Below are 26,197 nucleotides of genomic sequence, written 5' to 3'. Positions count from 1 at the left end.
ACTGATCCCACCGCTCGCGGTTTCAGTACGCTAACGGAACGAGGCGGCGCCGGATCATCCGACGCCGCCTTTTTCTATGATCCAACATGTTCCCCGGCGAAGGCCGGGGTCCAGTCCTGCCGTCGGAACTGGACCCCGCCCCTCGCCGGGGAACGCGCCCGGAGGCTTCCCCCCATGACCAACACCGCCAAGAAGCGTCTCGAAACGCGCGCCGCCCTGCCGTCCGACGTGCGCGGCATCCAGCGGCTGATCGCCCGTGTCTATCCGGGCCTGCCCAATTATTCGCTCGCCACCCTGCGCGGGCAGATCAACAATTTCCCCAATGGCTGCTTCGTCGCCCTCTATGACGACAAGGTGGTCGGCTATTGCGCCACCATGCGGGTCAGCAAGGCGATGGCCTTCGCCGCCCACGACTGGGACGAGATTACCGCCAACGGCTTCGGCACCCGGCACAGCGCGGCGGGCGAATGGCTCTACGGCTATGAAATGGCGGTCGATCCCAAACTGCGCGGCCTGCGCATCGGCCAGCGCCTCTATGACGAGCGCAAGGAACTGGCCGAGGAACTGGACCTGCACGGCATCGTCATCGCCGGCCGCATGCCCGGCTATGCCCGCGCCCGGCGCCGCGTTCAGGGGCCGCAGGACTATCTGGACAAGGTCGTCACCGGCAAGATGCGCGATCAGGTCATCAGCTTCCAGCTCAAGAACCAGTTCGAACCGCTCGGCATCCTCGAAAACTACCTGCCCGAAGACAAGCAGTCGGACGGCCACGCCGCCCATCTCGTCTGGCGCAACCCCTATGTCGATCCCGACGAAGCGCCTGAAATGCGGGTGCCGCGCGGCGTCGAAAGCGTCCGCATCGCCACCTGCCAGCTTCAGGCCCGCGCCGTCGAGAATTTCGACGAATTCATCCGCAATGTCGAATATTTCGTCGATGTCGCGGCGGATTACCGGTCGGACTTCATCATCTTCCCCGAACTCTTCACCCTGCCGCTCCTCTCCTTCGAAACGAAGAAGCTGAGCCCGATCGAGGCGATCGACAAGCTGACCGGCTACACCCCGCGCCTGACCAAGGAACTGGGACGGATGGCGCTGGAATATAATATCAACATCATCGGCGGCTCCCACCCGACCCGCGCCGACGATGGCGACATCCAGAATATCGCCTATGTCGCCCTGCGCGACGGCTCCATCCACACCCAGGAAAAGATCCACCCGACCCCCAACGAAGCCTTCTGGTGGAACATCAAGGGCGGCGATTCCCTCGACGTGATCCAGACGGACTGCGGCCCGATCGGCGTGCTCATCTGCTACGACAGCGAATTTCCCGAACTGGCCCGCCGTCTGGTGGATCAGGGCGCGCGCATCATCTTCGTGCCCTTCTGCACCGACTCGCGCCTCGGCTATCTGCGCGTCCGCTATTGCGCGCAGGCCCGCGCGATCGAAAATCAATGCTATGTCGTCATGTCGGGCAATGTCGGCAATCTGCCGAACGTCGACAATATGGACATCCAATACGCCCAGAGCGCGATCCTGACCCCCTGCGACCTGCCCTTCGCCCGCGACGGCATCGCGGCGGAATCGACCGAAAATGTCGAGACGCTCACGATGGCGGACGTCAACCTCGCCGACCTGAGCTGGGCGCGCGCCGAAGGCACCGTCCGCAACCTGCGCGACCGCCGCTTCGACCTCTACCATATCGAATGGGACAGCAATCCCGACCACAGCCACGCCCCCAGCGGCGGCCCCGTCCCCGCCGGCGGCCACAATGCACCGGGCGGCGGGTAAACCTCTGATCCCTCTCCCCTCAGGGGGAGAGGGCTGCCCAGACTTGGCAGCTTGCTGCCTGGTCGAAGCTGGGTGAGGGCGAGGCAACCTCACGAAAACAGGCTGGCCTTGCGCCAGCCTCCCCCCTCACCCAGCTACGCTTTGCCGGGATCAAACCAACCTAATCGCCACCATCCCCGCCATCGCATCCATCATCCGCGCCACAGCCTGAATCGCTACCACCACCATCGCCCCCGCTACCACGCCGGCGGCGGCCTTCGCCATGCCGGTCGTTCCACCAGGCCAGCCCGAAAAAGGCCAGCATCAGTATGATGACGAAGGTGGCGCCCCCACTCACTCCACCGTCACGCTCTTCGCCAGATTGCGCGGCTGGTCCACATCCGTGCCCTTCAGCACCGCGACATGATAGGCCAGCAACTGCACCGGCACGGCATAGACCATCGGCGCGATCAGCGGGTGGACCTTGGGCATGGTGATGGTCGCCAGGCACCCCTCGCCCGCCGCTTTTACCCCGTCATAGTCGGAAATCAGCACCACCTTGCCGCCGCGCGCCTGCACTTCCTGCATGTTGCTCACGGTCTTCTCGAACAACGGCCCCGACGGCGCGATGCAGATCACCGGCACCAGTTCGTCGATCAGCGCGATCGGCCCATGCTTCATCTCGCCTGCGGCATAGCCCTCGGCATGGATATAGCTGATCTCTTTCAGCTTCAGCGCGCCTTCCAGCGCGATCGGATAGTCGGTGCCACGCCCCAGATAGAGTACGTCGCGCGCCGGCACGATATGGTGCGCCATCGCCTCGATCGCCTCGTCATAGGCCAGCGCGCCGTTGATCGCGGCGGGCGCTTCGGCCAGATGCCGCACGATCTCCTTCTCTTCCGCCAGGGTCAGCCGCCCCTTCGCCCGCGCCAGATTTGCGGCGAAGGCGGCCAGAACGGCCAACTGGCAGGTAAAGGCCTTGGTCGACGCCACGCCGATTTCCGGCCCGGCATGGGTGGGCAGCAGCAGGTCGGCCTCGCGCGCCATCGAACTGGTCGGCACGTTGACGACGACCGCGATCTTCTGCCCCTGCGCCCGCGCATAGCGTAGCGCCGCCAGCGTATCGGCCGTCTCGCCCGACTGGCTGATGAACAGGGCAAGGCCCCCTTCCTCCATCACAGGATCGCGGTACCGGAACTCCGACGCGAAATCCAAATCCACCGGCACCCGCGCGAACTGCTCGAACCAGTAGCGCGCGACCATCCCGGCATAGAAACTGGTGCCGCACGCGACGATGGTGACGCGGCGGATCGCCGACAGGTCGAAATCGGGGATCGGCAACGACACCCGATCGTCCATCCGTTGCAGATAGGCTTTGAGCGTCTGGGCCACGACGACCGGCTGCTCGTAGATTTCCTTCTGCATGAAATGGCGATGATTGCCCTTGTCGATCATCGCGCCGGACACGCCGGAAATCGTCACCGGCCGTTCGACCGGCACATTGTCCTTGTCGAAAATCTCCGCGCCCTGTGCCGTAATGACGACCCAGTCGCCCTCCTCCAGATAGGCGATGCGCTGCGTCAGCGGCGCCAGCGCCAGCGCGTCCGACCCCAGATAGGTCTCGCCATCGCCATAGCCCACCACCAAAGGCGACCCCAGCCGCGCGCCGATCAGCATGTCGGGATGGCTGCGGAACAGGATCGCCAGCGCGAATGCGCCATGCAGGCGCGGCAGCACCTGCGCCACCGCGTCCCTGGGACTGGCCCCCTGCTCCACCAACTCGCTCACCAGATGGGCGACCACTTCGGTATCAGTCTGGCTGTCGAAGGTCCGCCCGCGCCCGATCAGTTCCTCGCGCAGCGGCTTGAAATTCTCGATGATGCCATTGTGCACCAGCGCCACCTCGCCGGTCGCATGGGGGTGGGCATTGCTGGTCGTCGGCGCGCCATGCGTGGCCCAGCGGGTATGCGCGATGCCGGTCGTTCCGGGCAGCGGCGATCCCGCCAGTTCCTTCACCAGGTTGTTGAGCTTCCCCTCTGCCCGCCGCCGGTCGATCGCGCCGTCATGCACGGTGGCGACCCCGGCGCTGTCATAGCCGCGATATTCCAGCCGCTTCAGGCCGTCGACCAGCCGTTCCGCAACGTCGTCCTTGCCGATGATTCCAATGATACCGCACATGCAGGAAAGCCCCGTCGAACCGAAATTAAGTCAGATATCCGCCCATATAGGGTGAAGTTATCGCCATGCCATTAATGACCGTCACGCAACAGCGCCATGGCCGCGCGGTGACAAGAATTTCATGCCGGGCGAATGGTGATCAGCCACAGGTCCGGCGGCGCCAGCATGCGGAACGGCGCGCTGCTCGTCCCCACCCCGCCCGACACGATCATCGTGCGCGCGCCATCGCGATACAGACCGCACGCATAGCGGGTGCCATATTTCGACGGCACATAGGTGATGCCGACAACGGGAAAGGCGATCTGCCCGCAATGGGTATGCCCCACCAGCGTCAGCGACCGCCCGTCTGGCACCTGCGGAAACACATCCGGCCCATGCGACAGGATGACCGGCGCGCCGCCGACCCGCGCCATCGCCGCCAGCGTGCCGGGCAGGTCGATCCTGCGGGTATAGATGTCCTTCAATCCCCCGACCGCCAGCGGCCCGCGCCGCACCGCGCTGTCCTGCAACAGGGTGATGCCGATCTTCGCAAAGGCCGCCCGCCAGTCCGACCCGCTCAGCGCCCGGCGATTGATCTTGCTGCGGCTGTCGTGATTCCCCAGCACCGCCACCACGCCCAGCGGCGCGCGCAACCCGGCAAAGGGCGCGATGCTGGCCCGCGCATCATGAATCGACCCGCCCTTGTCATCGCCGATATAGTCCCCGCCCAGCAGGATCAGATCGGGCTTCAACCTGTTGATCTGCGCCACGATCCGCGCCAACCGCTCCGGGCTGTTGTCCGGCCCGGACAGATGCGTGTCGGTCAGCAGCGCGACCGTCACCGCCTTGCGCGGCGCATCGGCCGGAAAGGGCAGCACGATCTCGGCCCGCCGCACGACCGGCATGGCGCTGGCATTGTGGATGAGCCACAGGGCAAGCGCTGCGACGATCAGAATCAGGGCCAGAAGCGCCCAAAGGACTTTCCGCCCCTTATTCACAGGCAACCGTGCTCCTGCGAAAGCAGGAGCCCAGGGTGTAAGGCAGTCCGATCGACCCTAGGCTCCTGCTTTCGCAGGAGCACCAAGATTTCCTTCAAGTCACGACCGCTTATCATATGCAACGATCATATATCGCCAATCTCCTCGCCATATCCTCCTTCATTGCAGGAGCTTCAGCGAATATCAGATCGATAATATTGGCATGAATTTCATGAACAGCGGATGCAATCGCGATTTTCAGGTCTTTCCCGTCTTCAGGAATTAATCGCGCCAAGTCCCCAATGTCCCGAGCTGCCTTGATACAGGTTCCGGATATTATCAAAGCGAGATCATCATTCACTGAGCGGTCCTCCACTTTCCTGAAATGCAACGATCAGCCTCACGCCGCTGATTGCTCCCTCACTTCCCCACCTTCGCCGCCGCCATCCGCTCCCGGAACCGCGCGGCCCATCCGGTCTTGCCGATCTGTTCCGGCCGCACCAGGCACAGCGCATCCGCCTCGACCGGCTTCGTCACCACGCTGCCCGCCGCCACGATCGCGCCCGCACCGATCGTCGCCGGCGCCACCAGCGCACTGTTCGACCCGACAAACGCCCCCGCGCCAATCTCCGTCCGATATTTGAAGAAGCCGTCATAATTGCAGGTGATCGTCCCCGCGCCGATATTCGCGCCCGCCCCCACGCTGGCATCGCCGATATAGGACAAGTGATTGACCTTCGCCCCCTCGCCCAGCACGGCCTGCTTGATCTCCACGAAATTGCCGACCTTGGCCTTCACGCCAATCTCCGCGCCGGGCCGCAACCGCGCATAGGGACCGATATCCGCGCCACGCGCGATCGTAGCCCCCTCCAGATGCGAAAAGGCGTGGATCACGACATCGTCCGCCACGCGCACGCCCGGCCCGAACACCACATTCGGCTCCACCACCACATCGCGCCCCAGCACGGTGTCATGCGCAAAGAACACCGTCTCCGGCGCCACCAAAGTCACACCGTCGCGCATCGCATCGGCCCGGCGGCGCGCCTGCCATACCGCTTCGACCCCCGCCAGTTCGGCCCGACTGTTCACCCCCGCCACTTCCCACGCTTCCGTCTCGATGACGGCGCTCGCTCCGCCGGGCAGCATCACGATATCGGGCAGATAATATTCGCCCGCCGCATTATTGTTGCCGATCTGGTCCAGCAGCACGAACAGGTCGGTCGATCGCACCGCCATCAACCCGCTGTTGCACAGCGTCACCGCCCGCTCGGCCTCGCTGGCGTCCTTATACTCGACCATCTTCTCGATGATGCCCTGCCCGTCGGCGATGATCCGGCCATAGGCCGCCGCTTCGTCGGGGCGGAAGCCCAGCACCACCGCGCGCGGCTCGTCGCCCCGGTTCAGCCGATCCAGCATCGCGCGCATCGTCGCCGCGCTCACCAGCGGCACGTCGCCATAGAGGATCAGCACATCGCCCGCGAACCCGGCCAGCGCATCATGCGCTTGGCTCACCGCATGACCGGTGCCCAGTTGCTGCTCCTGCACCGCGACGATCGCCCCGGTGCCGGCCACCGCCTTCTCCACCTGTTCGCGCCCCGCGCCCACGACCACCACCTGCCGCTCGGGCGCCAGTTCCTCCACGCTCGCCAGCAGATGCAGCAGCATGGATCGCCCCGCGATCGGATGCAGCACCTTGTGGAGCGACGATCTCATCCGCGTCCCCTGCCCGGCGGCAAGGATGATGACGGCGAGCGGGCGGCTGGCGGAACTGGTCACGATGATTTTCCCGGCAAAAGCTTTGGACTTGTCCGCTCTCTGCCATGTTTGCCTTGCCTTTGCCACCGCGCAGGCGGCATGGCTGGCGCCATGAGCAGCATCCCTTTCGACATCGTCGGCTTCGACCTGGACGGCACCCTTTTCGACACCAGCGGCGACCTCGCCGCCGCCGTCAACCATGCGATCGGCACGATCGGCCGCCCGCCCTTTCCCGTCGCGGCGATCCATCCCTTCGTCGGCAAGGGCGCAAAGGTGATGCTGGAACGCGCGCTCGACGCATCGGGCGGCTATGACGCAGAAACGCTGGCCACCCTGCTCCCGATCCTGCTCGACTATTATGAGCAGAATCTCGCCATCCACTCCATACCCTATCCCGGCCTGCTGGACGCGATGGATGCGCTCACCGACGCGGGCGTCACACTCGCCATCTGCACCAACAAGGCGGAACGCTTCACCATCCCCCTGATGCACCAGATCGGCCTGTCGGACCGCTTCGCCGCCATCGTCGGCGGCGACACGGTCGGCGTGGCCAAGCCCGATCCTGCCCCGATCCATGCCATGATCGAACGCGCGGGCGGCGGCCGCACCATCTTCGTCGGCGACACGATCAACGACATCGCCGGCGCGAAAAATGCCGGCATCGCCAATATCGCGGTCGGCTTCGGCTTCCTCGACGGTCCCGTGGAAAATCTGGAGGCGGACGCCGTCATCCAGCATTTCGACGAACTGGTTCCACTGCTGCAACGCTGGCCCGCCTGACATGCACCTGCGGCTGGAACAGGAAGGCCCCGTCGCCCGGCTGCTGATCGACCGGCCCGACCGGCGCAACGCCATGACCCAGGCCATGTGGGAGCAACTCCCCCACCTCGTCGGCCAGGCCATGGCGGATGACGCCATCCGCGTCCTGATCCTCGCCTCCGCCACCCCCGGCCTCTTCTGCGCGGGCGCCGACATCCACGAATTTGCCGCCTGCTCTGCGGGCGAAGACTGGCGCGTCGCCAATCAGGCCGCGATCCGGGCCAGCCAATATGCGCTGGCCCATGCCGAAAAGCCGGTCATCGCCGCGATCGACGGCGATTGTATCGGGGGTGGCTGCGGCCTTGCCATCGCCTGCGACCTGCGCATCGCATCGCCCGCCGCGCGCCTTGGCATCACGCCCGCCAAACTCGGCATCGTCTATTCGCTGTTCGACACGAAATTGCTGGTCGACCTGGTCGGCCCGGCCCGCGCCAAACGCATCCTCTTCACCGGCGCGCTCCACACCGCCGACGAAGCGCTGGCGATCGGCCTGATCGAAGAGATCGCGCCCGATCCCCTGACCGCGGCCGACACGCTCGCCCGCACCATCGCCGCCAACGCCCAGCACAGCGTCCGCGCGTCCAAGGCGATCATCCGCCGCATCCTCGACGGCCAGCCGGACGACGACGCCACCACGCTGGCCCTGTTCCGCGACGCCTTCACCCTGCCCGACTTCGCCGAGGGCGTCGCCGCCTTCCGCGCCAAACGCCGCCCCGATTTCTGACACCCCACGCAAAAAGGCCCGGCGTAAACCGGGCCTTATCGCTGAACCAGCCACACGAACCGCGCGGATCAGTTCCCCACCACCGGGCGCACGCTCTTGCCGGCATCGGCATAACGCTCGCCGGTTTCGGCGCGGGCGATGGCAGCGCTGATCGGCGCTTCGACATGGGCGATCGCCTTGGCCTTGCAGCTCATCTGCGCTTGCAGGTCCATGGAGGAGCAGACACGGTTGGCGGCGCGGGCGATGCGGCTGCGCAACTGCTGCTGCTGGCCCGGCTTCGTCAGGTCCAGGTCGCCATGATAGACGCCGGTGGTGCGGCCGTTGGACTGGAACTCCTGCGCCGATGCTGCGCCGGCACTGGCCAGCAAAGCGACGGAGGCAAGGGCGGCGGCGATTTTGGTCGAAACGAACATGGGACTATCTCCTCGAATTCTGTTGTGGCCGGCCCGCCGCCAAAGGGGGCTGCGCGGCGCGCCGGGGTGCGAACGGGCGGAGCCGGAAGGTCTTTCAGGGGTCGGCCCCTGTCCCGTTCGCCTCATTGTGTTACGCCTGCGATCCGCGCGACGCCCGCCCGCTTCGACCCGGCAACGCGCTCCATCGGCCAACGACCGGACAGCCGACCAAGCGCAGACAGGCGCGGACGAACGGCGGGACGAACGACATCCGCCCCTTCTGCAAACGACATTTCCGTAGGGGAAATCCGCGAATCGCGCGGACATGAAAACGCCCCCGGCGCAAGGGATGCCGGGGGCGTATCCAGATGCTGTCGGGCACTCCGGATCAGGATAAACTGTATGAGAGGGAAACGACGCCATTCGGACTGAACCGTCGCTTAACGGGTGCAACCCGCGCTCGCCCTATGCCGCCATCATAGCGACAGGATGATGACGTTCCCGGCTGGTTCGATGATCCGCCCATGCGCAGCGCCCGGCGGCATGGCCGGGGGACGAACGGCGCTCATCGCCCCACCAACGACATGCCCAAGTGATCGGGGGTGCCGGGGGTCAGGCGTCGACCGGCGGCAATCCGGCCGCGACCAGCGCATCCGCCAGATACAGCGCAAAGCCATCGTCGCGCGCCGGCAACCGGTGCCTTGTCCACGCCAGCGCCACCAGCGGCCGCCACGCCGCCAGCGCCTCCGGCTCCATGTCGGTCAAGGCGCGATAGCGCTTGATATAATAAGCCGCCGCCTGGTCGCGTATCTGCTCCTCCCACCAGCGGCCGGCCTGACCGGGGCCAAAGCGCATCAGCATCTCGCTGCGCACCACGTCGGTCGGCGCCGCCGCCTGCGCCGCGCGCGACCAGTCGATCACGGCCAGCCCGTCAGGCGTCACGATCAGATTGGCGGGGTGCAGGTCGCCATGCGACAGCGCATCGCCTTCGATCAGTTGCTCCAGCCGCTCGATCGCCGCCGCGCGCAGCGTCTCGCCGATCGGCGCCGCCTCTATATCCTCGGCCAGCAATGCCTTCCGGCTGCGCAGCGCCGGCAGATGTTGCGCCTGGATATGCGCCTGCAACCGCGCCATCTGCGTGAGCGCCCAGCGCCAGCGCCACGGCTTCTCGCGCAGATAGGCCAGCAAATCCGGCCCCTCCATCCGCGTATAGACGATGCCCGGTCGCCCGCCCGCCTCGCGCAGATCCAGCGCCCGCGCCACCGGCAGGTCGGTCGCCTGGATCGCCTGCATCAACCCATATTCGCGCTCCACGATGCCGGGATCGACGCCGTCATGGAACAGCTTGAGCACGCGCCCGCCATCCAGCCGGAACACCTCGGCACTTTGCCCGGCAGCAACGAAATCGGACGGATCGGGCAGGGTCATGCCCGTCGCCTTGCCCCAGCACGGCCGACTTGGCCAGCCTCTTTCATGACAGGCTGGCCAGGCCGATCCTCACACCACGACGAAATCCGCCGCGCCGATCGCCGGATGGCCGTTCAGCACCGCAAACAGCACCGCGCCGCCCGCGCCCGATCCGTCCGCGTCGAAGAACAACTGCCCGCTGTCCGTGTCGTACACGATCCGCTGCTCCGCGCTCGTCGCCGCGCCCGCCGCATTGGCGACGAAAGCACCCGCCCCCAGCGCGCCGGTCGACAGCCCGTTGAACACCGCATCGTCCAGTTCGATCATATCGCCAAGCTGGAAATCCAGGATCGTATCGACATTGCTCAGCGCATGCAGCCCATCGCCAAAATGGAAGCGGTCATTGCCGCCCCCGCCCTGAAGCGTGTCGTTGCCCGCCCCGCCATCCAGGAAATCGCCATAACGCGACCCCAGCAGGCTGTCGCTACCCCCCTCGCCGAACAGCCGGATCGTCGTGCCCGCTGCCAGCGGCGTATTCACATAAGCCGCGTTCAGCGAGTTGTTCAGCCCATTGCCATGCGCTTCGACACCCTTGGTCAGGTTGAGCAGCTTCAGCCCCTCGACATTCGCGCCCAGCATATAGTCGATGCTGGTGACGACGACGTCGTAACCCTGACCGCCCTGCTCGACCACGATGTCGCCGGCATTGTCCACGACATAGGTGTCGTTGCCAAATCCGCCGGTCATCGTGTCGACGCCGGTGCCCCCATCCAGATAATCGTCGTTGCGCGACCCCAGCAGCGTGTCGTTGCCGCCTTCGCCGAACATCTGGATCTTCGTACCCGCCGCCAGCGGCCCATTGGCATAGGCGGCGTTCAGCGAGTTGTTGAGCCCATTGCCATGCACCTCCACGCCGCGCGTCAGATTGAGCAGCTTGATCCCCTCGACATTCGCGCCCAGCGTGTAATCGATATTGGTGATGACCACGTCATAGCCCTGCCCGGCCTGCTCCACCACGACATCGCCCTTATTGTCGACCACATAGGTGTCGTTACCGAACCCACCGGTCATCGTGTCGATGCCCGCACCGCCGTCCAGATAATCGCCATGGCGCGACCCCAGCAGCGTATCATTGCCGCCCTCGCCGAACATGCGTATCTGCGTCCCCGCCGCCAGCGACGCCCCCACATAGGCTGCATTGAACGAGTTGTTGAGGCTATTGCCATGCACCTCCACGCCGCGCGTCACGTTCAGCAGCTTGATCCCCTCGACATTCGCGCCCAGCGTATAGTCGATGCTGGTGATGACCACGTCATAGCCCTGCCCGGCCTGCTCGACCACGACATCGCGGGCATCGTCCACCACATAGCTGTCGTTGCCCAGCCCGCCGGTCATGGTGTCGACGCCCGTGCCGCCATCCAGATAATCGTCATGGCGCGATCCCAGCAGCGTATCATCGCCGCCCTCGCCGAACATGCGTATCTGCGTCCCCGCCGCCAGCGGCGCGCTCGCATAGGCGGCGTTGACCGAATTGTTCAGCCCATTGCCATGCACCTCGACGCCCTTGGTGAGGTTCAGCAGCTTGATCCCCTCGACATTCGCGCCCAGCGTATAGTCGATGTTGGTGATGACCACATCATAGCCCTCACCCGCCTGCTCCACCACGACATCGCCAACATTGTCGACATAATAGGTGTCGTTGCCCAGCCCGCCGACCAGCCGGTCCGCCCCCGCGCCTCCGTCAAGACTATCATTGCCTGCGCCTGCGGTGATGAGGTTGGCGGACCCGTCGCCCACCAACGTGTCGGCAAAGGCTGATCCGACGATATTCTCGACATTGCGCAGGCTGTCGCCCCCCGCGCCTTTGCCGACGAGCAGATTGACCGACACACCCGAAGCATAGGCGTCATAGTCGATCGTATCGACACCCGCACCGCCGTCAAAGCTGTCGGCGGCCGCGCCACTGACCAGCCGGTCATTGCCGTCACCGCCATTCAGCGTCACCGAACTGTCGCCCGTGGTGACGACATCGTCGCCTGCGCCGGCATGGATGGTGAGCAGGCTGTCCTGCGTCGCCACGGTGATCCGGTCGGCAAAGGCGCTGCCCATCAGCTCGACCAGCCGCTCGACGTTCTGCACCGTACCGCCGCCCAGAGCCTGCGGGCTGGCGCTAGCAAAAATGCCGGTGGACAGGGCAACTCCTGCGGTCGCGCCGCCCAGTGAATAATAAAGCCGGTCGGTGCCGCTGCCGCCATCGACACTGTCGCCCCAACCGGCCCACAATATGTCGTCGCCGCCGTCACCCGACAGGACGTCGCGTTCCGTGCCCATGTCATGTGATCCGACATAATAGGGGCCGGGCAAATAATCGCCGGCGATCAACGTGTCCGATCCCGCATCGCCGATCAGGCGGTCGGCTCCGCTCCCACCCGACACGACATTGCCTTCCCGCGAGGTCCGGATCTCGTCATTGCCTTCATCACCAAAGACACCGCTATGATAATAGCTGCTTTGCATGACGATCCGGTCGTTGCCAGCACCGCCACGGACCAGCCCGCCGGCATAGATGGTGTCGTCGCCATTGCCGCCATAGGCTTCGCCGGAACCATCGTTACTATAAAGCGTGTCGTTGCCGTCGCCGCCATCCAGGATGTCCAGATAGCCCGACGGACGCCCGTCCAATATGTCGTTCCCTCCGCCGCCATAGATATGATCGGTATAATAGGAGGCCACGACATGATCGTCACCACCCATGGCATAGACCACGCCGAAGGGGCCGTAACTCCCCTGCTGGTCGAGGATGAGAGTGTCGCCATAATTGCTGCCCTGCACCCAGCCGATATTCTCGATCCCGCTGATGCTGCCCGTGCCGTTCGCGATCACCGGCAGACGGAAATCCATCGTCACACCGTGCGTCGCACCCATCAGGCTGAAGTAGAGCGTGTCTTCCCCGCCCGCACCGCCATCAATCACATCATTATAGCCGGCGAAGATCACGTCGTCTCCGTTGCCACCCAAGACCGTGTCGGCTTCTGCGCCTGTGTCCAGCACCGGCTTGTTGAGATAATAGATGCCGGAAAAGGAGAAGTCATAATAGCGGCCGGCCGAAAAGAGATAATCGTCCCCGCCACCGCCATTGAGCGTGTCGGCGCCTTCGTCCCCGCTCAATATGTCACTGCCTTCACCACCGGTCAGCCGGTCGTTGCCCAGCCCGCCGGTCGCAACATCGTCCTCATCACCGCCAGTAAAGATGTCGTTGCCCGAAGTCCCCGAAAAATTTGCCATAATATCCCCCTGTTGACTTGATGACTGGCGGAATTCGGAAATTTCGTCAACGACTTATACATGACAGCAATTATCACGATCATCATGTGCGCGACCTGACGGGCGGGGAAACAAAGGATGGCAAAGCGCCTAACGCTGACCGCCTCACGAGAATTACAGCACGACAAAATCCGCCGCGGCCGGCCCATCACTCCGGATGATGGCCGCGACGCCCGCCACCTGTTGAGGTTCGCCAACCCGGTTCCTATTTCCACACTGGCATTAAGCCTGGAACATTTATAGAACGGCCCCCATGAGTCTCACCCACATCTCCGTCCGCGGCGCGCGCGAGCATAACCTCAAGGGCGTCGACGTCGATCTGCCCCGCGACGCCCTCGTCGTCATCACCGGCCTGTCCGGTTCCGGCAAATCCTCCCTCGCCTTCGACACCATCTATGCGGAGGGTCAGCGCCGCTATGTGGAATCGCTCTCCGCCTATGCGCGCCAGTTTCTGGAGATGATGCAGAAGCCCGATGTCGAGCATATCGAGGGCCTGTCCCCCGCCATCTCCATCGAGCAGAAGACCACCAGCCGCAACCCGCGCTCCACCGTCGCCACGGTCACGGAAATCTACGACTATATGCGGCTCCTGTGGGCGCGCGTCGGCATCCCCTACAGCCCCGCGACCGGCCTGCCCATCAGCGCGCAGACGGTGTCGCAGATGGTCGACCGCGTCGCGCTCCTGCCAGAAGGCACCCGATTCTACCTGCTCGCCCCCGTGGTGCGCGGGCGGAAGGGCGAATATCGCAAGGAACTGGCGGAGTGGCAGAAGGCGGGCTACACCCGCGTCCGCATCGACGGCGAGATGATGCTGATCGAGGACGCCCCCGCCCTCGACAAGAAATACAAGCATGATATCGAAGTCGTGGTCGATCGCCTCGCCGTAGAGCCGGACATGGGCACGCGCCTCGCCGACAGTTTCGAGCAGGCGCTCAAGCTCGCCGACGGCCTCGCCTATGTCGACCTTGCCGACGGCATCGTCCCCGGCCGCGAAGGCGAAGTGCAGTCCACCGACAAGAAGATGAAGGGCGCGGGCATCCCCCTGAACCGCATCGTCTTCAGCGAGAAATTCGCCTGCCCGGTCAGCGGCTTCACCATTCCCGACATCGAACCGCGCCTCTTCTCCTTCAACGCCCCTCTGGGCGCCTGCCCCGCCTGCGACGGCCTGGGCGAACGGCAGGAGTTCGACCCCGACCTCGTCGTCCCCAACGAAGCGCTCACCATCAAGAAGGGCGCCGTCGTCCCCTGGGCCAAATCCAACCCGCCCAGCCCCTATTATATGCAGGTGCTGGGTTCCCTCGCCAAGGAATTCGGCTTCTCCCTCGACACGCCATGGACCGACCTGCCGGGCGAAGTGAAGCTCATCATCCTCCACGGCACCGGCGGCAAGCCCGTCACCCTGCGCTTTCAGGACGGCAAGAAAAGCTACGAGGTCAAGAAAGCGTTCGAGGGCGTCATCGGCAACCTCAACCGCCGCCTGCTGCAAACGGACTCCGCCTGGATGCGCGAGGAACTGGCCAAATACCAGACCGCCATGCCCTGCGAGACCTGCCACGGCGCGCGCCTCAAACCCGAAGCGCTGGCCGTCAAGATCGCGGGCGAGGACATCTCCGTCTCCACCCGCCGCTCGGTGGTGGACGCGCTCGCCTTCTTCACCACCCTGCCCGATCATCTGAACGACCAGCAGCAGCAGATCGCGAAAGCCATCCTCAAGGAAATCGTGGAGCGCCTCGGCTTCCTCAACAATGTCGGCCTGGACTATCTGAACCTCGACCGCACCAGCGGCACGCTCTCCGGCGGCGAAAGCCAACGCATCCGCCTGGCGTCGCAAATCGGCAGCGGTCTGTCCGGCGTCCTCTACGTCCTGGACGAACCCTCGATCGGCCTGCATCAGCGCGACAACGACCGCCTGCTCGTCACCCTCAAGCGCCTGCGCGACCTGGGCAACAGCGTCATCGTCGTGGAGCATGACGAGGATGCGATCCGCCACGCCGACTATATCGTGGACATGGGACCGGGCGCGGGCGTCCATGGCGGCACCATCGTCGCACAGGGCACGCTCAAGCAGATCCTCAAGAACAAGGACAGCCTGACCGCCGCCTATCTGAACGGCACCCGCCGCATCGAAGTCCCGGCCAAGCGCCGCAAGGGCAATGGCAAGAAGCTGACCGTCCACAACGCCCGCGCCAACAACCTCACCGGCGTCACCGCGTCGATCCCGCTCGGCACCTTCACCTGCATCACCGGCGTCAGCGGCTCCGGCAAGTCCAGCTTCACCATCGACACGCTCTACGCCGCGTCCGCCCGCGCCCTCAACGGCGCGCGCATCATTGCCGGCGCGCATGACAAGGTGACGGGCCTGGAACATTGCGACAAGGTGATCGACATCGACCAGTCGCCCATCGGCCGCACCCCGCGCTCCAACCCGGCGACCTATACCGGCGCCTTCACCAACATCCGCGACTGGTTCGCGGGCCTCCCCGAAGCGCAGGCGCGCGGCTACAAGCCCGGCCGCTTCAGCTTCAACGTCAAGGGCGGCCGCTGCGAAGCCTGTCAGGGCGATGGCGTGCTCAAGATCGAGATGCACTTCCTCCCCGACGTCTATGTGGAGTGCGACGTCTGCCACGGCGCGCGCTACAATCGCGAAACGCTGGAGGTGAAGTTCAAGGGCCACTCGATCGCCGACGTGCTCGACATGACGGTCGAGGACGCGGTCGAATTCTTCAAGGCCGTCCCCCCCATCCGCGACAAGATGGCGATGCTCGCCGAAGTGGGCCTTGGCTATATCAAGGTCGGCCAGCAGGCCACGACCCTGTCCGGCGGCGAAGCCCAGCGCGTCAAACTCGCCAAGGAACTGAGCCGCCGCGCCACCGGCCAGACCCTCTACATCCTGGACGAACCCACCACCGGCCTGCATTTCGAGGATGTCCGCAAACTGCTCGAAGTCCTCCACGCGCTGGTGGAGCAAGGCAATAGCGTGGTCGTGATCGAACATAATCTCGACGTCATCAAGACCGCGGATTACATAATCGATCTCGGTCCAGAGGGTGGGGTAAAAGGGGGAGAGATCGTCGCTGTCGGCACCCCCGAACAGGTCGCAAAGGAGCCGCGGTCATTTACGGGGCACTATCTCGCGCCGTTGCTGGGGTTGGAGAGTGTGGCGGCGGAGTAACGCTAAGTTCCGCTCTCAAACTCTTCGGGACTTATGGACGTTGGAGCGACGTCTCCGCCCGGCACTGCATATAGAGTGTATGAAAGCCGCTTCCGTTTAACCAGCGTGCCTTCAAATGTCTCTTCACTTGTTGTTGTCAATGATTCGGGGTTTGGAAACTCATTTACAGCAGACATTCCAGTAAACGATTTGCAGTTCTCGGCTAGTTGCGTTCCGATGGCATACTGAATTTTGTAGGAACCATCTGGTATTCCAGAAAGCTGAGATTCACTATTTTGTTTAACAAAAAAGGAAGCGAGTAGGTTACCAGTATCGGTACTACGCACCTTCACTATAGCGTCGCCGCTTGAACCATTACTGATCTGTAATATATGCCCGTCTTCGCCTAAGCGCTTGGCACCGACCAATATTTTGCCGTTTTCCACTTTGCGGGTGCACGTTGGCGTGGCAGGTTCAGAAGCATTGTAGTCATCTGCTGGAGCTTCCAAAGAATTTGCAGTTGGCTCACGATATGCTTCTGATAGGTCGCTCGCGACGCCATAAGATGCCTCAGGAGATGAGCGATCCGAGTACATAATTGCAGCGGTCAAAGCGACCGGCACCATAGATAGCAACAGCAGTTTAGCCAGAAATTGAGCCGGATTGTTGATCCAGTTATTTTTCAGTGTTCCTGTCGGCTTAAATCCCTGAGAACGATAGAAGGTTGTCAATTGGGCTGCCCCAGCTCTTATTTCCCCGTTTTTCGCAGACAAGAGTCGTTCGGCGAGCGCATACGATAACGGTACTTTACCGGCATCGGCAAAAGCTAAAGCGTTGTGCCAAAGAAGAGCTTCTTCATGCTCCTTGTTTTGGACTCCGCCAAAAAGATTTTTGACCCCCTCCAACACCGTCCAAATTGGTCCCCAAGGAAATCCCCACCACCCTAAAAGCCCTGTGATTGCTGTGGACTTCAATGATTCCTTCGCCGCGCAGGTAGAGCAAAAAATGCCTTGAACAGGTGTACGTGTCGTTGCCAGGACCACGCTGATGACGCGCCAAAAAATGATATAGCGCGGTTGGGCGGTGATCTGTCGACAGGTTCCACACCGGATTGGACTTAAGGGACGGCGCTTTTCTGAATAGTCAGCCTGATCAGCTTGTTCAGATAAATTGTCGTAGTCGGCACGCTTTTCGGCATCGCCCAGAATTTCATACGCCGCGCCAATCTGTTGGAAACGCGCCCCTCCGTCTCGAACCCTTCCAGTATCAGGGTGATATTCTTTCGCCAATCGACGGTAAGCACTCTTGATGTCTGCCGCCGAGGCCGAGCTATCTAACTCAAGCGTCGCGTAAAATCCCCTTGCATCACCCGCCATCTTGTCGCCCCCGTAACGATTAAAGTCAGCCTTTGCGGTAAATCACGAACACAGCAACAGAATCCTGTGTGGCTTACTGGATTACGGTGACGGATTACGGTGACAGTTTACTAAATACGAAAATCGCACCAAACCTAATCCACATCGGACCAACCAACGCTACCCCAATTGGCCCCACCACACCCATCTGCTACACTCTCCCGATGACCAAACTCACCCCCATCGAGTCCGAGTTCGCGACGACCGAGGAAGCGGATGCCTATGACGCATGGTTCCGCGCAACGGTCGAAGCGCGCATGGCGTCCAACAGCCCGCGCATTCCGCATGACGAGGCGATGGCGCGAATGCAGGCGATCATTGATCGCCGAAAGAAAGCCTGATGCTCTCGCTCGTCTGGCTTGAGGAAGCGCTGGACGATCTTGAAGCCATCATCGACTTTATGGAGGTTCAAAACCCTGCCGCCGCGCAGCGCACCGGCCAGGCCATCCGTGACACCGCCGCCCAATTGCCGCAGCATCCCTATATGCACCGGACCGGCCGCGTTCCCGGCACGCGCGAGGCTCTGGTGACGCCGAATTATCGCATCGGCATCGACAGCATCGAAATACTGGCCGTCAAACATACTCGGCAACAATACCCCTGACCCCGCCCCCAAAATCCTATTCCCCTGTCCTACACGCCCCCTTTCTGCCCATCCTCCCGGCAAACCCCTCAAGCCGGAGGCACCAACCCATGTCCGTTCACGACCCCATCCTCCCCACCGCCGCGCCCCGATCCCGCGCCGATGGCTGGTCGCCCGCGCGCCAGCGCCGCTTCCTTGAAGTCCTCGCCGCGTCCGGCGTCATCATGCTCGCCTGCGAAGCCGTGCGCATCACCGCCCGTTCCGCCTACGCCCTGCGCACCCGCCATGACGGCGCGGCCTTTCGCCTCGGCTGGGACGCGGCGATCCTGATCGCCCGCGCGCGTCTCGCGACGGATCTGCTCGCCCGCGCCCTCACCGGCAATGAGGAAACGATCCGCAAAGACCCGGACAATCACGAAATCACCCGCCACCGCCACGACAACCGCCGCGCCATGTCGATGCTGTCCCGGCTGGATCGCATGGCCGACAGCCCTCCCGAAGGCTCCGACGCCGCGCTCGCCCGCGTCGTGGCGCAGGATTTCGCCGCCTATCTCGACATGCTCTGCCCGGAGGATATCGCGCAGGCGGAACTGGACGGCCTCGCCCTCCCCCGCACCGGTCAGGAGCCCCACGCCCGGACCATGGCCGATGCGCAACTGCTCGACGGGGCGCGCCCCGACACCCCCGAACCGGCGGTGGAGGCGGTCGCCGCCGCCATCTCCTCCGGCGCCTCGGCCGCGCTGTTCGTCGCCGCGCGCCTGCCGCTTGCAGCCGGTCAAAAACCGCTATTCTCCGTCACCAATGAACGGTGTGAACTTCGCCCCGAACCAAAGCCCGACCGCTCCGATTTTCCGCCGGAAGAGGCCGCCGCCCGGCTGCGCGGCATCTGGTGGAATGCAAAGCTGGCCCGCTGGCGCACCGATTTTCCCCCGCCGCTCGGTTTCAAGGGCGATGCGAGCGCCGAAATCTACGAGATTGACGATTATGAGCGCGACCTGACGCCGGACGAGGAAGAGGAAATGGATGCCCAGCATGAAGTCTGGCGCCGCCCCTATGAGGCCGCTGCGGCGCAGGCGCGCGACGATTATTTCGGTTTCACGATGCAGTGGATGGACAGCGCGGCCATTGCACCGGCAATGGACGGTGCCGGGGCGGCCGCCATGCCCGCACCGGCCTGATCTTCATGGCCCTGCCGGCCCGCCATTTGCTATTTCACGGACCTTGCCCTATATGGGTCAGGCTATAGTCGCAAATCGACGGTTGTTCGGCGCTTTGCGGCTCCTTCTCTCCATCTTTCCCTGCCCCTCTAGCAACCCGGTGCGTCCACACGGGACGCGTCGCATTGAAAGAAGGAAATTTTCCCATGGCCATCGTAGGCACCGTCAAATTCTTCAACGCCGACAAGGGCTTTGGCTTCATCGCTCCCGATGACGGCAGCCCGGACGCGTTCGTCCACATCAGCGCCGTCGAGCGCGCCGGCCTCGCCACGCTGCGCGAAAAGGACCGCGTCTCCTATGATCTGGAGCAGGACCGTCGCGGCAAGATGGCGGCTGTGAACATCGCTCACGCCGAATAAGCGGCCTGGGGCGGCGGACTTTCGGGTTCGCCGCCCCGCTGCTCACGTCCGCCGCGCCTGCTTATCGGCTGGCGCGGCGCGCGATCCGGTCGGGTGCCGCACCCGTGGCGCCCGGCTTGTCCTGGAGCGTTTTCTACGCAGGTGACAGCACCTGCCGACCCGGAAAACGAGGCCCGCGAAAAACTCAGGAGCGCAAGTCATGGCCAATCCCGACTATCACGCCCTCGCCGCCAAGGCGAATGGTGACGCCGCCGCCGCCACGCTGGACAATGTCCGCAACCGCTGCCTCCGCTCCGAAGCCGCTTTCCTCGCCATGGCCCGCCGCCAGGACCAGATCGACGTCAGCCGCGCGCTGCGCGAACGGGGTGGCAATCCGGGCTGACCGGGCTTCAGATATAATCCTCCAATATGCTGGTGCTCAGCAGGATCAGGTTCAGCGCCGCCAGCATCGCCACATTCCACCGGCGATTATGCACGAACAGCAGGGCGATCAGCAGCGCGAACAGCGACATCGCCCCCCCGGCATAGAATAGGAACCCGATATCGCCGGCCGGTCCCACGGGCGTCTCCGGCAAGGGATGGATGCTGTCCAGCACCCCCTGAACGACCATCGTGGCGATATTGATGCCCAGCAGCCCGCCGATCACCAGCCGGTTCTGCCGGTCGTACCAGTCATCGAAATCGGGCCATTGCTCCGGCTCGTCGGGAAAGATCACCGACGCCACCAGATGATAGACACCGACGATGGCCAGCACGACCACCAGTGTCAGATAGCTGGCGTCCATCTGGTCCCGCATGCCGAATGCCATGCCCCAGAAACTGGTCAGGTCCAGCATGACGAACAGGCCCAGCAGCGGCGTCAGCCAACCGACCCGCACCGGCTTGGCGGACCGTTTGAGTTTCAGCACCCTGGCAAATCCGCCCAGCACTTCGGCAACGGCCAGCCCCAGCAACAGGCCGAACACCGCGAACACCAGATCGAAAGCCGACATGCCGCAATTCCCCCACAACCCGTCGCAAGACTAGCGGAAAGCGGAAAACAGGCAATCATCGTCGGAACCGCTTCCCGGCTGGCCGGTTATCTTTCCCGAACCCATAATCAACGGAGACCCCCATGATCCGCACCCTGATCTTCGGCGCCATCGCCGGCTATGTCGGCAAGAAGCTCTACGACGAAGGCAAGCTGACCGAATTCAAGGACGACATCGTCGCCCGCTATGGCGAGGCGAAGGCCAAGCTGGACGAACAGCGCGTCGAAACCGCGACCACACCCGCTGCGCCGTTGGTGACGCCGTCCGTCACCGGAAACCGCCCGCTGCCCAACTAATCTTTTCCCCTCCCGGCGGCTCAGTCCCCCGCTCGCCGCCGGTCACCGCCCGCTCGCTGCCATACCCCCCTCTCATGGCAGCGACGGGCGGTTTCTTTTTGGGAAACATCGGCGCTTCAAAAGGTTGATCCGCCGACAGGGAGATTAGAGGAGAACCCCATGCGCAAACCAATCCTGGCCGCGGCCATTCTGGCGATACTGCCGCTCAGCGCCTGCATGTCCGACAATGGCGGCCGCGGCGGTTATGGCTATGACCGCCCGAGCGACCGCCGTGGCCATCGTCGTCCGATCCGCGACAATGATCAGATCTATCGCGACCGCGACGGCCGCTATTATTGCAAACGCGATGACGGCACCACCGGCACCATCGTCGGCGCAATCGCTGGCGGCGTGCTGGGCAACATCATCGCTCCCGGGGGTTCCAAGACACTCGGCACCATCCTCGGCGGTGCCGGCGGCGCGCTGGCTGGTCGGGCCATCGACAAGAACGACATCAACTGCGAATAAGCCGACAACGAAAAAGGGCGCGAGGATCACTCCCCGCGCCCTTTCCTACATCGTAACGATAGCTTACAGCTTTTCGGTGAGCTCCGGCACTATCTTGAACAGATCGCCGACCAGGCCGATATCTGCGACCTGGAAGATCGGCGCATCCTCATCCTTGTTGATGGCGATGATGGTCTTGCTGTCCTTCATGCCGGCGAGATGCTGGATCGCCCCGGAAATGCCGACCGCGATATAGACGTCCGGCGCGACGATCTTGCCGGTCTGCCCGACCTGATAGTCGTTTGGCACATAGCCCGCATCCACCGCAGCGCGTGAAGCACCCACCGCCGCACCCAGCTTGTCGGCCAGCGGGAAGATGGTCGCCTCGAACGTCTCACCGTCCTTCAAGGCCCGGCCGCCCGATACGATGATCTTGGCGCTGGTCAGTTCCGGCCGTTCCAGCTTGGCGATCTCGGCGCCGACGAAGGACGAAATGCCCTTGTCCCCGGTCGAGGCGACAGCTTCCACGACGCCCGAACCGCCCTCGCTCGGCGCCTTCTCGAAAGCGGTGCCGCGCACCGTGATGACCTTCTTGGCATCCTTCGACTTGACCGTCGCAATGGCGTTGCCGGCGTAGATGGGGCGCGTGAACATGTCTTCGCTCTCCACCGACAGGATGTCGCTGATCTGCATGACGTCGAGCAGCGCAGCGACACGCGGTGCGATATTCTTGCCATTGCTGGTGGCTGGCGCGACGAAAGCATCATGGTGCCCCATCAGTTCGACGATCAGCGGCGCCACATTTTCCGGCAACGCATGGCCAAAGGCCGCGTCGTCGGCGACATGGACCTTGCCCACGCCGGCGATCCTGGCGGCGGCGGCAGCGACGCCATCGACGCCCTGACCCGCAACCAGCAGATGCACTTCGCCCAGCTTCGCTGCGGCGGTCACGGCCGAAAGCGTCGCGTCCTTGACCGCGCCGCCTTCATGTTCAACCCAGACAAGAGCCTTCGTCATGCTGCCACTCCCAGAGCCTTGAGCTTGCCCACCAGTTCATCGACATCGGCGACCTTGATGCCGGCCGAGCGCTTGGGCGGTTCGGACACCTTGAGCGTCTCCAGACGGGCGCTTGTGTCCACGCCATAATCGGCGGGGGTCTTGTTCGCCAGCGGCTTGGCCTTCGCCTTCATGATGTTGGGCAGCGAAGCGTAACGCGGTTCGTTGAGACGCAGGTCGGTGGTGATGATCGCCGGGGTGGAAAGCTTCACCGTCTCCAGGCCGCCGTCGACTTCGCGGGTCACGTTGACGCTGTCGCCTTCGACCTCGACCTTGCTGGCGAAGGTGCCCTGCGGCAGACCCAGCAGCGCGGCCAGCATCTGGCCGGTCTGGTTGCTGTCGTCGTCGATCGCCTGCTTGCCCAGGATGATGAGGCCTGCGCCTTCCTCTTCCTGCACCTTGGCGAGCAGCTTGGCGACGCCCAGCGGCTCGACCTCGTCATCGGTCTGGATCAGGATCGCCCGGTCCGCGCCCATGGCGAGCGCCGTGCGCTCATCTTCACGTTCGCCAGATCGACGCCCGTACCGTCCGCCTTCACCCGCGGCTTCACATTATAGTCAATCACCCGCTTCACGGGCACAAGGATCTTCATCTCAACATCCTCCTCTATAAACGCCAATGCGAGCACGGGCGGACCGTTTCCGGTCCCCCCGCACCCTTTGGTGTATCGTTCAGGCGAAGTAGACGGTCAGACCGCCTTCCTCACTTCCGCCACGATCTTCTTGGCCGCGTCGCCCAGATCGTCTGCCGGGACGATCGGAAGACCCGAATTGGCCAATATGTCCTTGCCCTGCTGGACGTTGGTGCCTTCCAGACGGACGACCAGCGGAACCGACAGGTTTACTTCCTTGGCGGCAGCGACGATGCCATTGGCAATGATGTCGCACTTCATGATGCCACCGAAGATGTTGACCAGGATGCCCTTCACCGCCGGGTCCTTCAGGATGATCTTGAAGGCAGCCGTCACCTTCTCGGTGGTGGCGCCGCCACCTACGTCCAGGAAGTTGGCGGGGAATTCGCCGTTCAGCTTGATGATGTCCATCGTCGCCATGGCCAGGCCAGCGCCGTTGACCATGCAGCCGATGTTGCCATCCAGCTTGATGTAAGCCAGGTCGTACTTCGACGCTTCGACTTCGGCCGCATCTTCCTCGGTCAGGTCGCGCAGTTCGGCGATATCCTTGTGACGGAACATCGAGTTACCATCGAAAGCCACCTTGGCGTCGAGCACGAGGAGGTTGCCCTGCTCGGTCAGCGCCAGCGGGTTAACTTCGATCTGCTCGGCATCGGTGTCTTCGAACGCGGCATAGAGCGACGCTGCAACCTTCGAAGCCTGCTTGGCCAGATCGCCGGTCAGGCCCAGAGCGTTGGCGACGGCGCGGCCATGGTGCGGCTGGAAGCCCGAAGCGGGATCGACCGAGAAGCTGTGGATCTTTTCCGGGGTCGAATGGGCGACCTCTTCAATGTCCATGCCGCCTTCGGTCGACACGACGAAAGCGATGCGGCTGGTGGCGCGATCGACCAACAGCGCCAAGTAGAATTCCTTGGCGATATCGGCACCGTCGGTGATGTACAGACGGTTGACCTGCTTGCCCGCGTCGCCGGTCTGGATGGTGACCAGCGTGTTGCCCAGCATGTCGGCCGAATGAGCCTTCACTTCGTCCAGGTTGAAGGCAAGCCGGACGCCGCCCTTGGCTTCGGGGGCCAGTTCCTTGAACTTGCCCTTGCCGCGGCCACCGGCGTGGATCTGCGACTTCACGACGTAAAGCGGCCCAGGCAGTTTCTTTGCGGCTTCGACGGCTTCTTCGACCGTGAAGGCGGCATAACCGGCAGCGATCGGCGCGCCATACTTCGCCAGCAGTTCCTTGGCCTGATATTCGTGAATGTTCATGGGGCGCGCCCTTTCGCTGAAATCTGATGTCAGCGGCTAAGCACAGGCAAAAGCAGGGCGCCAGAAAATTTCGCAAAACGACTTTGCAAAATTGCAAAGCCCGGGAAGCCGATCTGAGCGTTTTCGGACCGGATCGGTCCGCCAAGTTCAGAAGGCGTAAGCCAGCGCGGAACTGCTGGTGACAGCGAAAATCTCCGGATCCTGCAAGGCCCGGACCTTGTGAAGCAATTGGTCCGCGCTCATCCTGCCACTGTGAGATTTGCGGAGCGAGGCGAGCGACTGGAGCTTTCGTAACTGCATCAGACTCAGTCGATCCACCATCCGCTCGGCCATGCAACCGGCCATGCGCGGCGACATGCCAGCCTCCACAAGTTCGGACCGCAGCCGTGATTCGGGCGAAAGGGATGTGCAAGCAGGAAGGGCGAAAAGTGCTGCCGCCATTGCAGCACGAAAATGAAAGGATCGCATCGCGCCGTCCATGGCGTTTTCCGGCTGAACAAGGGATAAATGACGCAACTTTGTAGAGAAAGAATCGCACATGGATCGAATTTTCGCGGCCTTGTCACACCGCGTTGCCAGTTGGGCGGGCCAGCCCAGCGCCTTCGTCCTCGCCCTCATCACGGTCACCCTCTGGCTGGTAACGGGTCCGATCTTCCATTATTCCGACACATGGCAACTGGTCATTAACACCGGCACTACCATCGTCACCTTCCTGATGGTGTTCCTGATCCAGAATGCGCAAAATCGCGACGGCTCCGCGATTCAGGCAAAACTTGATGAGCTGATCCGCGCCGTCGATGCGGCCCGGAACGATTTCATCGGCATCGAACATCTGACCGAGGCGGATCTTCAGCGCATCAAGGCCGTATTGGAACGCGAATGCGGTGACGACGAAACCCACCGCCTGGCGATCGACAGGCTGATCCAGCGGCGCTGAGCAAAGCGATCAATGCGACCGGATGATCAGCCTCTCATTTTCCCGACGATGCGCGTCGACCCGGTCGGCATAGCTATGGGCCAAACTTTCATAGGCATCACGCGCCTGTCGGGACCGCGAACTTTGTGCCCGCATCAAAGACACTTGCTGGCGATGCAGCAGATAATTGACATCCATCTCCATGGTCGCCCTCCTCCCGTACAGTAGAATGTAGAGACTGGTCGATTGGCCCATACCGCGTTCGACTCGCACCACGAGCGCAGGAATAATAGCATCGCCGCGTTCCCTTGGCGAACCCGCTTATCGCGACACCGAGGCAACCGGCCGCGCTATCCGGCGCAGCGTGGCGTAATCGGACGAGGTAGACAGCAAAGACCCCGGAAATATGTCGCCCTTCGCTTCTTTTTTCGGACAGACCTCGGCTTAAAAAACGAGGATATCGGTGGACATGCTTAT

The 26,197-nt window shown here is 63.3% G+C and carries 24 protein-coding genes and 1 pseudogene; 12 read left to right on the top strand and 13 right to left on the bottom strand.

Going from position 1 to position 26,197, the window contains the following annotated elements; translation table 11 throughout:
- Positions 1-174 precede the first annotated feature (174 nt).
- Complete coding sequence (locus tag ASE85_RS11330; protein WP_056687862.1) at positions 175-1,788, top strand: bifunctional GNAT family N-acetyltransferase/carbon-nitrogen hydrolase family protein; 1,614 nt, start codon at positions 175-177, stop codon at positions 1,786-1,788.
- A 333-nt stretch (positions 1,789-2,121) separates the two neighbouring features.
- Here the strand turns inward: ASE85_RS11330 and glmS are convergent, their stop codons facing one another.
- The 4 genes from glmS to glmU all read right to left on the bottom strand — a co-directional run bounded on the left by glmS (position 2,122) and on the right by glmU (position 6,614).
- On the bottom strand, positions 2,122-3,945 hold the full coding sequence (gene glmS / locus ASE85_RS11325; protein ID WP_056687859.1) for a glutamine--fructose-6-phosphate transaminase (isomerizing): 1,824 nt from the start codon (positions 3,943-3,945) through the stop codon (positions 2,122-2,124).
- 119 nt (positions 3,946-4,064) lie between these two features.
- Positions 4,065-4,829 carry a metallophosphoesterase gene (locus ASE85_RS11320; RefSeq protein ID WP_082462790.1) on the bottom strand — a complete coding sequence of 255 codons (765 nt, stop codon included), beginning with the start codon at positions 4,827-4,829 and terminating at the stop codon, positions 4,065-4,067.
- Positions 4,830-5,034: 205 nt separating this feature from the next.
- Complete coding sequence (locus ASE85_RS22980; RefSeq protein WP_156358285.1) at positions 5,035-5,262, bottom strand: hypothetical protein; 228 nt, start codon at positions 5,260-5,262, stop codon at positions 5,035-5,037.
- A 59-nt stretch (positions 5,263-5,321) separates the two neighbouring features.
- On the bottom strand, positions 5,322-6,614 hold the full coding sequence (glmU, locus tag ASE85_RS11315; protein ID WP_056688715.1) for a bifunctional UDP-N-acetylglucosamine diphosphorylase/glucosamine-1-phosphate N-acetyltransferase GlmU: 1,293 nt from the start codon (positions 6,612-6,614) through the stop codon (positions 5,322-5,324).
- A gap of 153 nt (positions 6,615-6,767) precedes the next feature.
- On the opposite strand from glmU, the gene ASE85_RS11310 reads away from it, so the two are divergent.
- Together ASE85_RS11310 and ASE85_RS11305 are read left to right on the top strand one after the other, a co-directional pair.
- The gene (locus tag ASE85_RS11310) at positions 6,768-7,436 is read left to right on the top strand and encodes an HAD family hydrolase (protein WP_056688712.1); all 669 of its coding nucleotides are present in this window, start codon (positions 6,768-6,770) and stop codon (positions 7,434-7,436) included.
- A gap of 1 nt (position 7,437) precedes the next feature.
- Positions 7,438-8,199, top strand: coding sequence for an enoyl-CoA hydratase/isomerase family protein (locus ASE85_RS11305; RefSeq protein WP_056687853.1), 762 nt, complete (start codon positions 7,438-7,440; stop codon positions 8,197-8,199).
- Between the two features lie 68 nt (positions 8,200-8,267).
- On the opposite strand, the gene ASE85_RS11300 is transcribed toward ASE85_RS11305, so the two are convergent.
- The 3 genes from ASE85_RS11300 to ASE85_RS11290 all read right to left on the bottom strand — a co-directional run bounded on the left by ASE85_RS11300 (position 8,268) and on the right by ASE85_RS11290 (position 13,283).
- The gene (locus ASE85_RS11300) at positions 8,268-8,612 is read right to left on the bottom strand and encodes a UrcA family protein (protein WP_056687850.1); all 345 of its coding nucleotides are present in this window, start codon (positions 8,610-8,612) and stop codon (positions 8,268-8,270) included.
- 591 nt (positions 8,613-9,203) lie between these two features.
- Entirely contained in the window at positions 9,204-10,019 is an 816-nt protein-coding gene (locus tag ASE85_RS11295; protein ID WP_056687848.1) for a phosphotransferase family protein, read from the bottom strand.
- A gap of 69 nt (positions 10,020-10,088) precedes the next feature.
- The gene (locus tag ASE85_RS11290; RefSeq protein WP_056687845.1) at positions 10,089-13,283 is read right to left on the bottom strand and encodes a calcium-binding protein; all 3,195 of its coding nucleotides are present in this window, start codon (positions 13,281-13,283) and stop codon (positions 10,089-10,091) included.
- Between the two features lie 292 nt (positions 13,284-13,575).
- Here ASE85_RS11290 and uvrA point away from each other — a divergent pair, with 292 nt between their 5' ends.
- On the top strand, positions 13,576-16,494 hold the full coding sequence (gene uvrA / locus ASE85_RS11285) for an excinuclease ABC subunit UvrA (RefSeq protein ID WP_056687841.1): 2,919 nt from the start codon (positions 13,576-13,578) through the stop codon (positions 16,492-16,494).
- 2 nt (positions 16,495-16,496) lie between these two features.
- Here the strand turns inward: uvrA and ASE85_RS22410 are convergent, their stop codons facing one another.
- Positions 16,497-17,849: a J domain-containing protein gene (locus ASE85_RS22410; RefSeq protein WP_082462759.1), complete on the bottom strand. Its 1,353-nt coding sequence runs from the start codon at positions 17,847-17,849 to the stop codon at positions 16,497-16,499.
- Positions 17,850-18,052: 203 nt separating this feature from the next.
- Here ASE85_RS22410 and relB point away from each other — a divergent pair, with 203 nt between their 5' ends.
- The 5 genes from relB to ASE85_RS11255 all read left to right on the top strand — a co-directional run bounded on the left by relB (position 18,053) and on the right by ASE85_RS11255 (position 20,429).
- Positions 18,053-18,229, top strand: a complete 177-nt coding sequence (relB, locus tag ASE85_RS11275; protein ID WP_056687835.1) for a type II toxin-antitoxin system RelB family antitoxin — start codon at positions 18,053-18,055, stop codon at positions 18,227-18,229.
- Complete coding sequence (locus ASE85_RS11270) at positions 18,229-18,492, top strand: type II toxin-antitoxin system RelE/ParE family toxin (RefSeq protein ID WP_200928339.1); 264 nt, start codon at positions 18,229-18,231, stop codon at positions 18,490-18,492. Before relB ends, ASE85_RS11270 begins: the two co-directional genes overlap by 1 nt.
- A gap of 89 nt (positions 18,493-18,581) precedes the next feature.
- A complete protein-coding gene (locus tag ASE85_RS11265; RefSeq protein ID WP_056687830.1) occupies positions 18,582-19,649 on the top strand; it encodes a hypothetical protein in 1,068 nt (355 codons plus the stop codon).
- A 185-nt stretch (positions 19,650-19,834) separates the two neighbouring features.
- Positions 19,835-20,047, top strand: a complete 213-nt coding sequence (locus ASE85_RS11260) for a cold-shock protein (protein ID WP_056687827.1) — start codon at positions 19,835-19,837, stop codon at positions 20,045-20,047.
- A 199-nt stretch (positions 20,048-20,246) separates the two neighbouring features.
- Positions 20,247-20,429, top strand: a complete 183-nt coding sequence (locus ASE85_RS11255; protein ID WP_056687824.1) for a hypothetical protein — start codon at positions 20,247-20,249, stop codon at positions 20,427-20,429.
- A gap of 7 nt (positions 20,430-20,436) precedes the next feature.
- Here the strand turns inward: ASE85_RS11255 and ASE85_RS11250 are convergent, their stop codons facing one another.
- Positions 20,437-21,039, bottom strand: coding sequence for a hypothetical protein (locus tag ASE85_RS11250; RefSeq protein ID WP_056687821.1), 603 nt, complete (start codon positions 21,037-21,039; stop codon positions 20,437-20,439).
- 122 nt (positions 21,040-21,161) lie between these two features.
- On the opposite strand from ASE85_RS11250, the gene ASE85_RS11245 reads away from it, so the two are divergent.
- Complete coding sequence (locus ASE85_RS11245) at positions 21,162-21,374, top strand: hypothetical protein (protein ID WP_056687818.1); 213 nt, start codon at positions 21,162-21,164, stop codon at positions 21,372-21,374.
- A 159-nt stretch (positions 21,375-21,533) separates the two neighbouring features.
- Positions 21,534-21,881 carry a glycine zipper 2TM domain-containing protein gene (locus tag ASE85_RS11240; protein WP_056687815.1) on the top strand — a complete coding sequence of 116 codons (348 nt, stop codon included), beginning with the start codon at positions 21,534-21,536 and terminating at the stop codon, positions 21,879-21,881.
- 63 nt (positions 21,882-21,944) lie between these two features.
- Here the strand turns inward: ASE85_RS11240 and ASE85_RS11235 are convergent, their stop codons facing one another.
- From ASE85_RS11235 to ASE85_RS11220, 4 genes and pseudogenes are all read right to left on the bottom strand, one after another.
- Positions 21,945-22,877, bottom strand: a complete 933-nt coding sequence (locus ASE85_RS11235; protein ID WP_056687812.1) for an electron transfer flavoprotein subunit alpha/FixB family protein — start codon at positions 22,875-22,877, stop codon at positions 21,945-21,947.
- Positions 22,874-23,508, bottom strand: a pseudogene (locus ASE85_RS11230) (electron transfer flavoprotein subunit beta/FixA family protein). Before ASE85_RS11230 ends, ASE85_RS11235 begins: the two are co-directional and overlap by 4 nt.
- A 96-nt stretch (positions 23,509-23,604) precedes the next feature.
- Positions 23,605-24,804, bottom strand: a complete 1,200-nt coding sequence (sucC, locus tag ASE85_RS11225; protein WP_056687809.1) for an ADP-forming succinate--CoA ligase subunit beta — start codon at positions 24,802-24,804, stop codon at positions 23,605-23,607.
- 147 nt (positions 24,805-24,951) lie between these two features.
- Positions 24,952-25,284: a hypothetical protein gene (locus tag ASE85_RS11220; RefSeq protein WP_443018517.1), complete on the bottom strand. Its 333-nt coding sequence runs from the start codon at positions 25,282-25,284 to the stop codon at positions 24,952-24,954.
- A 58-nt stretch (positions 25,285-25,342) separates the two neighbouring features.
- Here ASE85_RS11220 and ASE85_RS11215 point away from each other — a divergent pair, with 58 nt between their 5' ends.
- Entirely contained in the window at positions 25,343-25,741 is a 399-nt protein-coding gene (locus tag ASE85_RS11215) for a low affinity iron permease family protein (protein ID WP_056687806.1), read from the top strand.
- Positions 25,742-26,197 lie beyond the last annotated feature (456 nt).

It is taken from the genome of Sphingobium sp. Leaf26 (assembly GCF_001421665.1).
Lineage (GTDB): Bacteria > Pseudomonadota > Alphaproteobacteria > Sphingomonadales > Sphingomonadaceae > Sphingobium.
Note: the sequence above shows the minus strand (reverse complement) of the source record. Positions and strands in the feature narration are given on the sequence as shown.

Coding starts and splice junctions, on each gene's coding strand:
- ASE85_RS11310 (WP_056688712.1), top strand. CDS start 6,768: ATGAGCAGCATCCCTTTCGACATCGTCGGCTTCGACCTGGACGGCACC.
- ASE85_RS11300 (WP_056687850.1), bottom strand. CDS start 8,612: ATGTTCGTTTCGACCAAAATCGCCGCCGCCCTTGCCTCCGTCGCTTTG.
- ASE85_RS11265 (WP_056687830.1), top strand. CDS start 18,582: ATGTCCGTTCACGACCCCATCCTCCCCACCGCCGCGCCCCGATCCCGC.
- ASE85_RS11320 (WP_082462790.1), bottom strand. CDS start 4,829: ATGCCGGTCGTGCGGCGGGCCGAGATCGTGCTGCCCTTTCCGGCCGAT.
- ASE85_RS11260 (WP_056687827.1), top strand. CDS start 19,835: ATGGCCATCGTAGGCACCGTCAAATTCTTCAACGCCGACAAGGGCTTT.
- glmU (WP_056688715.1), bottom strand. CDS start 6,614: ATGAGATCGTCGCTCCACAAGGTGCTGCATCCGATCGCGGGGCGATCC.
- uvrA (WP_056687841.1), top strand. CDS start 13,576: ATGAGTCTCACCCACATCTCCGTCCGCGGCGCGCGCGAGCATAACCTC.
- ASE85_RS11255 (WP_056687824.1), top strand. CDS start 20,247: ATGGCCAATCCCGACTATCACGCCCTCGCCGCCAAGGCGAATGGTGAC.
- ASE85_RS11330 (WP_056687862.1), top strand. CDS start 175: ATGACCAACACCGCCAAGAAGCGTCTCGAAACGCGCGCCGCCCTGCCG.
- ASE85_RS11250 (WP_056687821.1), bottom strand. CDS start 21,039: ATGTCGGCTTTCGATCTGGTGTTCGCGGTGTTCGGCCTGTTGCTGGGG.
- relB (WP_056687835.1), top strand. CDS start 18,053: ATGACCAAACTCACCCCCATCGAGTCCGAGTTCGCGACGACCGAGGAA.
- ASE85_RS11240 (WP_056687815.1), top strand. CDS start 21,534: ATGCGCAAACCAATCCTGGCCGCGGCCATTCTGGCGATACTGCCGCTC.
- ASE85_RS11295 (WP_056687848.1), bottom strand. CDS start 10,019: ATGACCCTGCCCGATCCGTCCGATTTCGTTGCTGCCGGGCAAAGTGCC.
- ASE85_RS11270 (WP_200928339.1), top strand. CDS start 18,229: ATGCTCTCGCTCGTCTGGCTTGAGGAAGCGCTGGACGATCTTGAAGCC.
- ASE85_RS11245 (WP_056687818.1), top strand. CDS start 21,162: ATGATCCGCACCCTGATCTTCGGCGCCATCGCCGGCTATGTCGGCAAG.
- ASE85_RS11290 (WP_056687845.1), bottom strand. CDS start 13,283: ATGGCAAATTTTTCGGGGACTTCGGGCAACGACATCTTTACTGGCGGT.
- sucC (WP_056687809.1), bottom strand. CDS start 24,804: ATGAACATTCACGAATATCAGGCCAAGGAACTGCTGGCGAAGTATGGC.
- ASE85_RS22410 (WP_082462759.1), bottom strand. CDS start 17,849: ATGGCGGGTGATGCAAGGGGATTTTACGCGACGCTTGAGTTAGATAGC.
- ASE85_RS11235 (WP_056687812.1), bottom strand. CDS start 22,877: ATGACGAAGGCTCTTGTCTGGGTTGAACATGAAGGCGGCGCGGTCAAG.
- ASE85_RS11220 (WP_443018517.1), bottom strand. CDS start 25,284: ATGGACGGCGCGATGCGATCCTTTCATTTTCGTGCTGCAATGGCGGCA.
- ASE85_RS11305 (WP_056687853.1), top strand. CDS start 7,438: ATGCACCTGCGGCTGGAACAGGAAGGCCCCGTCGCCCGGCTGCTGATC.
- glmS (WP_056687859.1), bottom strand. CDS start 3,945: ATGTGCGGTATCATTGGAATCATCGGCAAGGACGACGTTGCGGAACGG.
- ASE85_RS11215 (WP_056687806.1), top strand. CDS start 25,343: ATGGATCGAATTTTCGCGGCCTTGTCACACCGCGTTGCCAGTTGGGCG.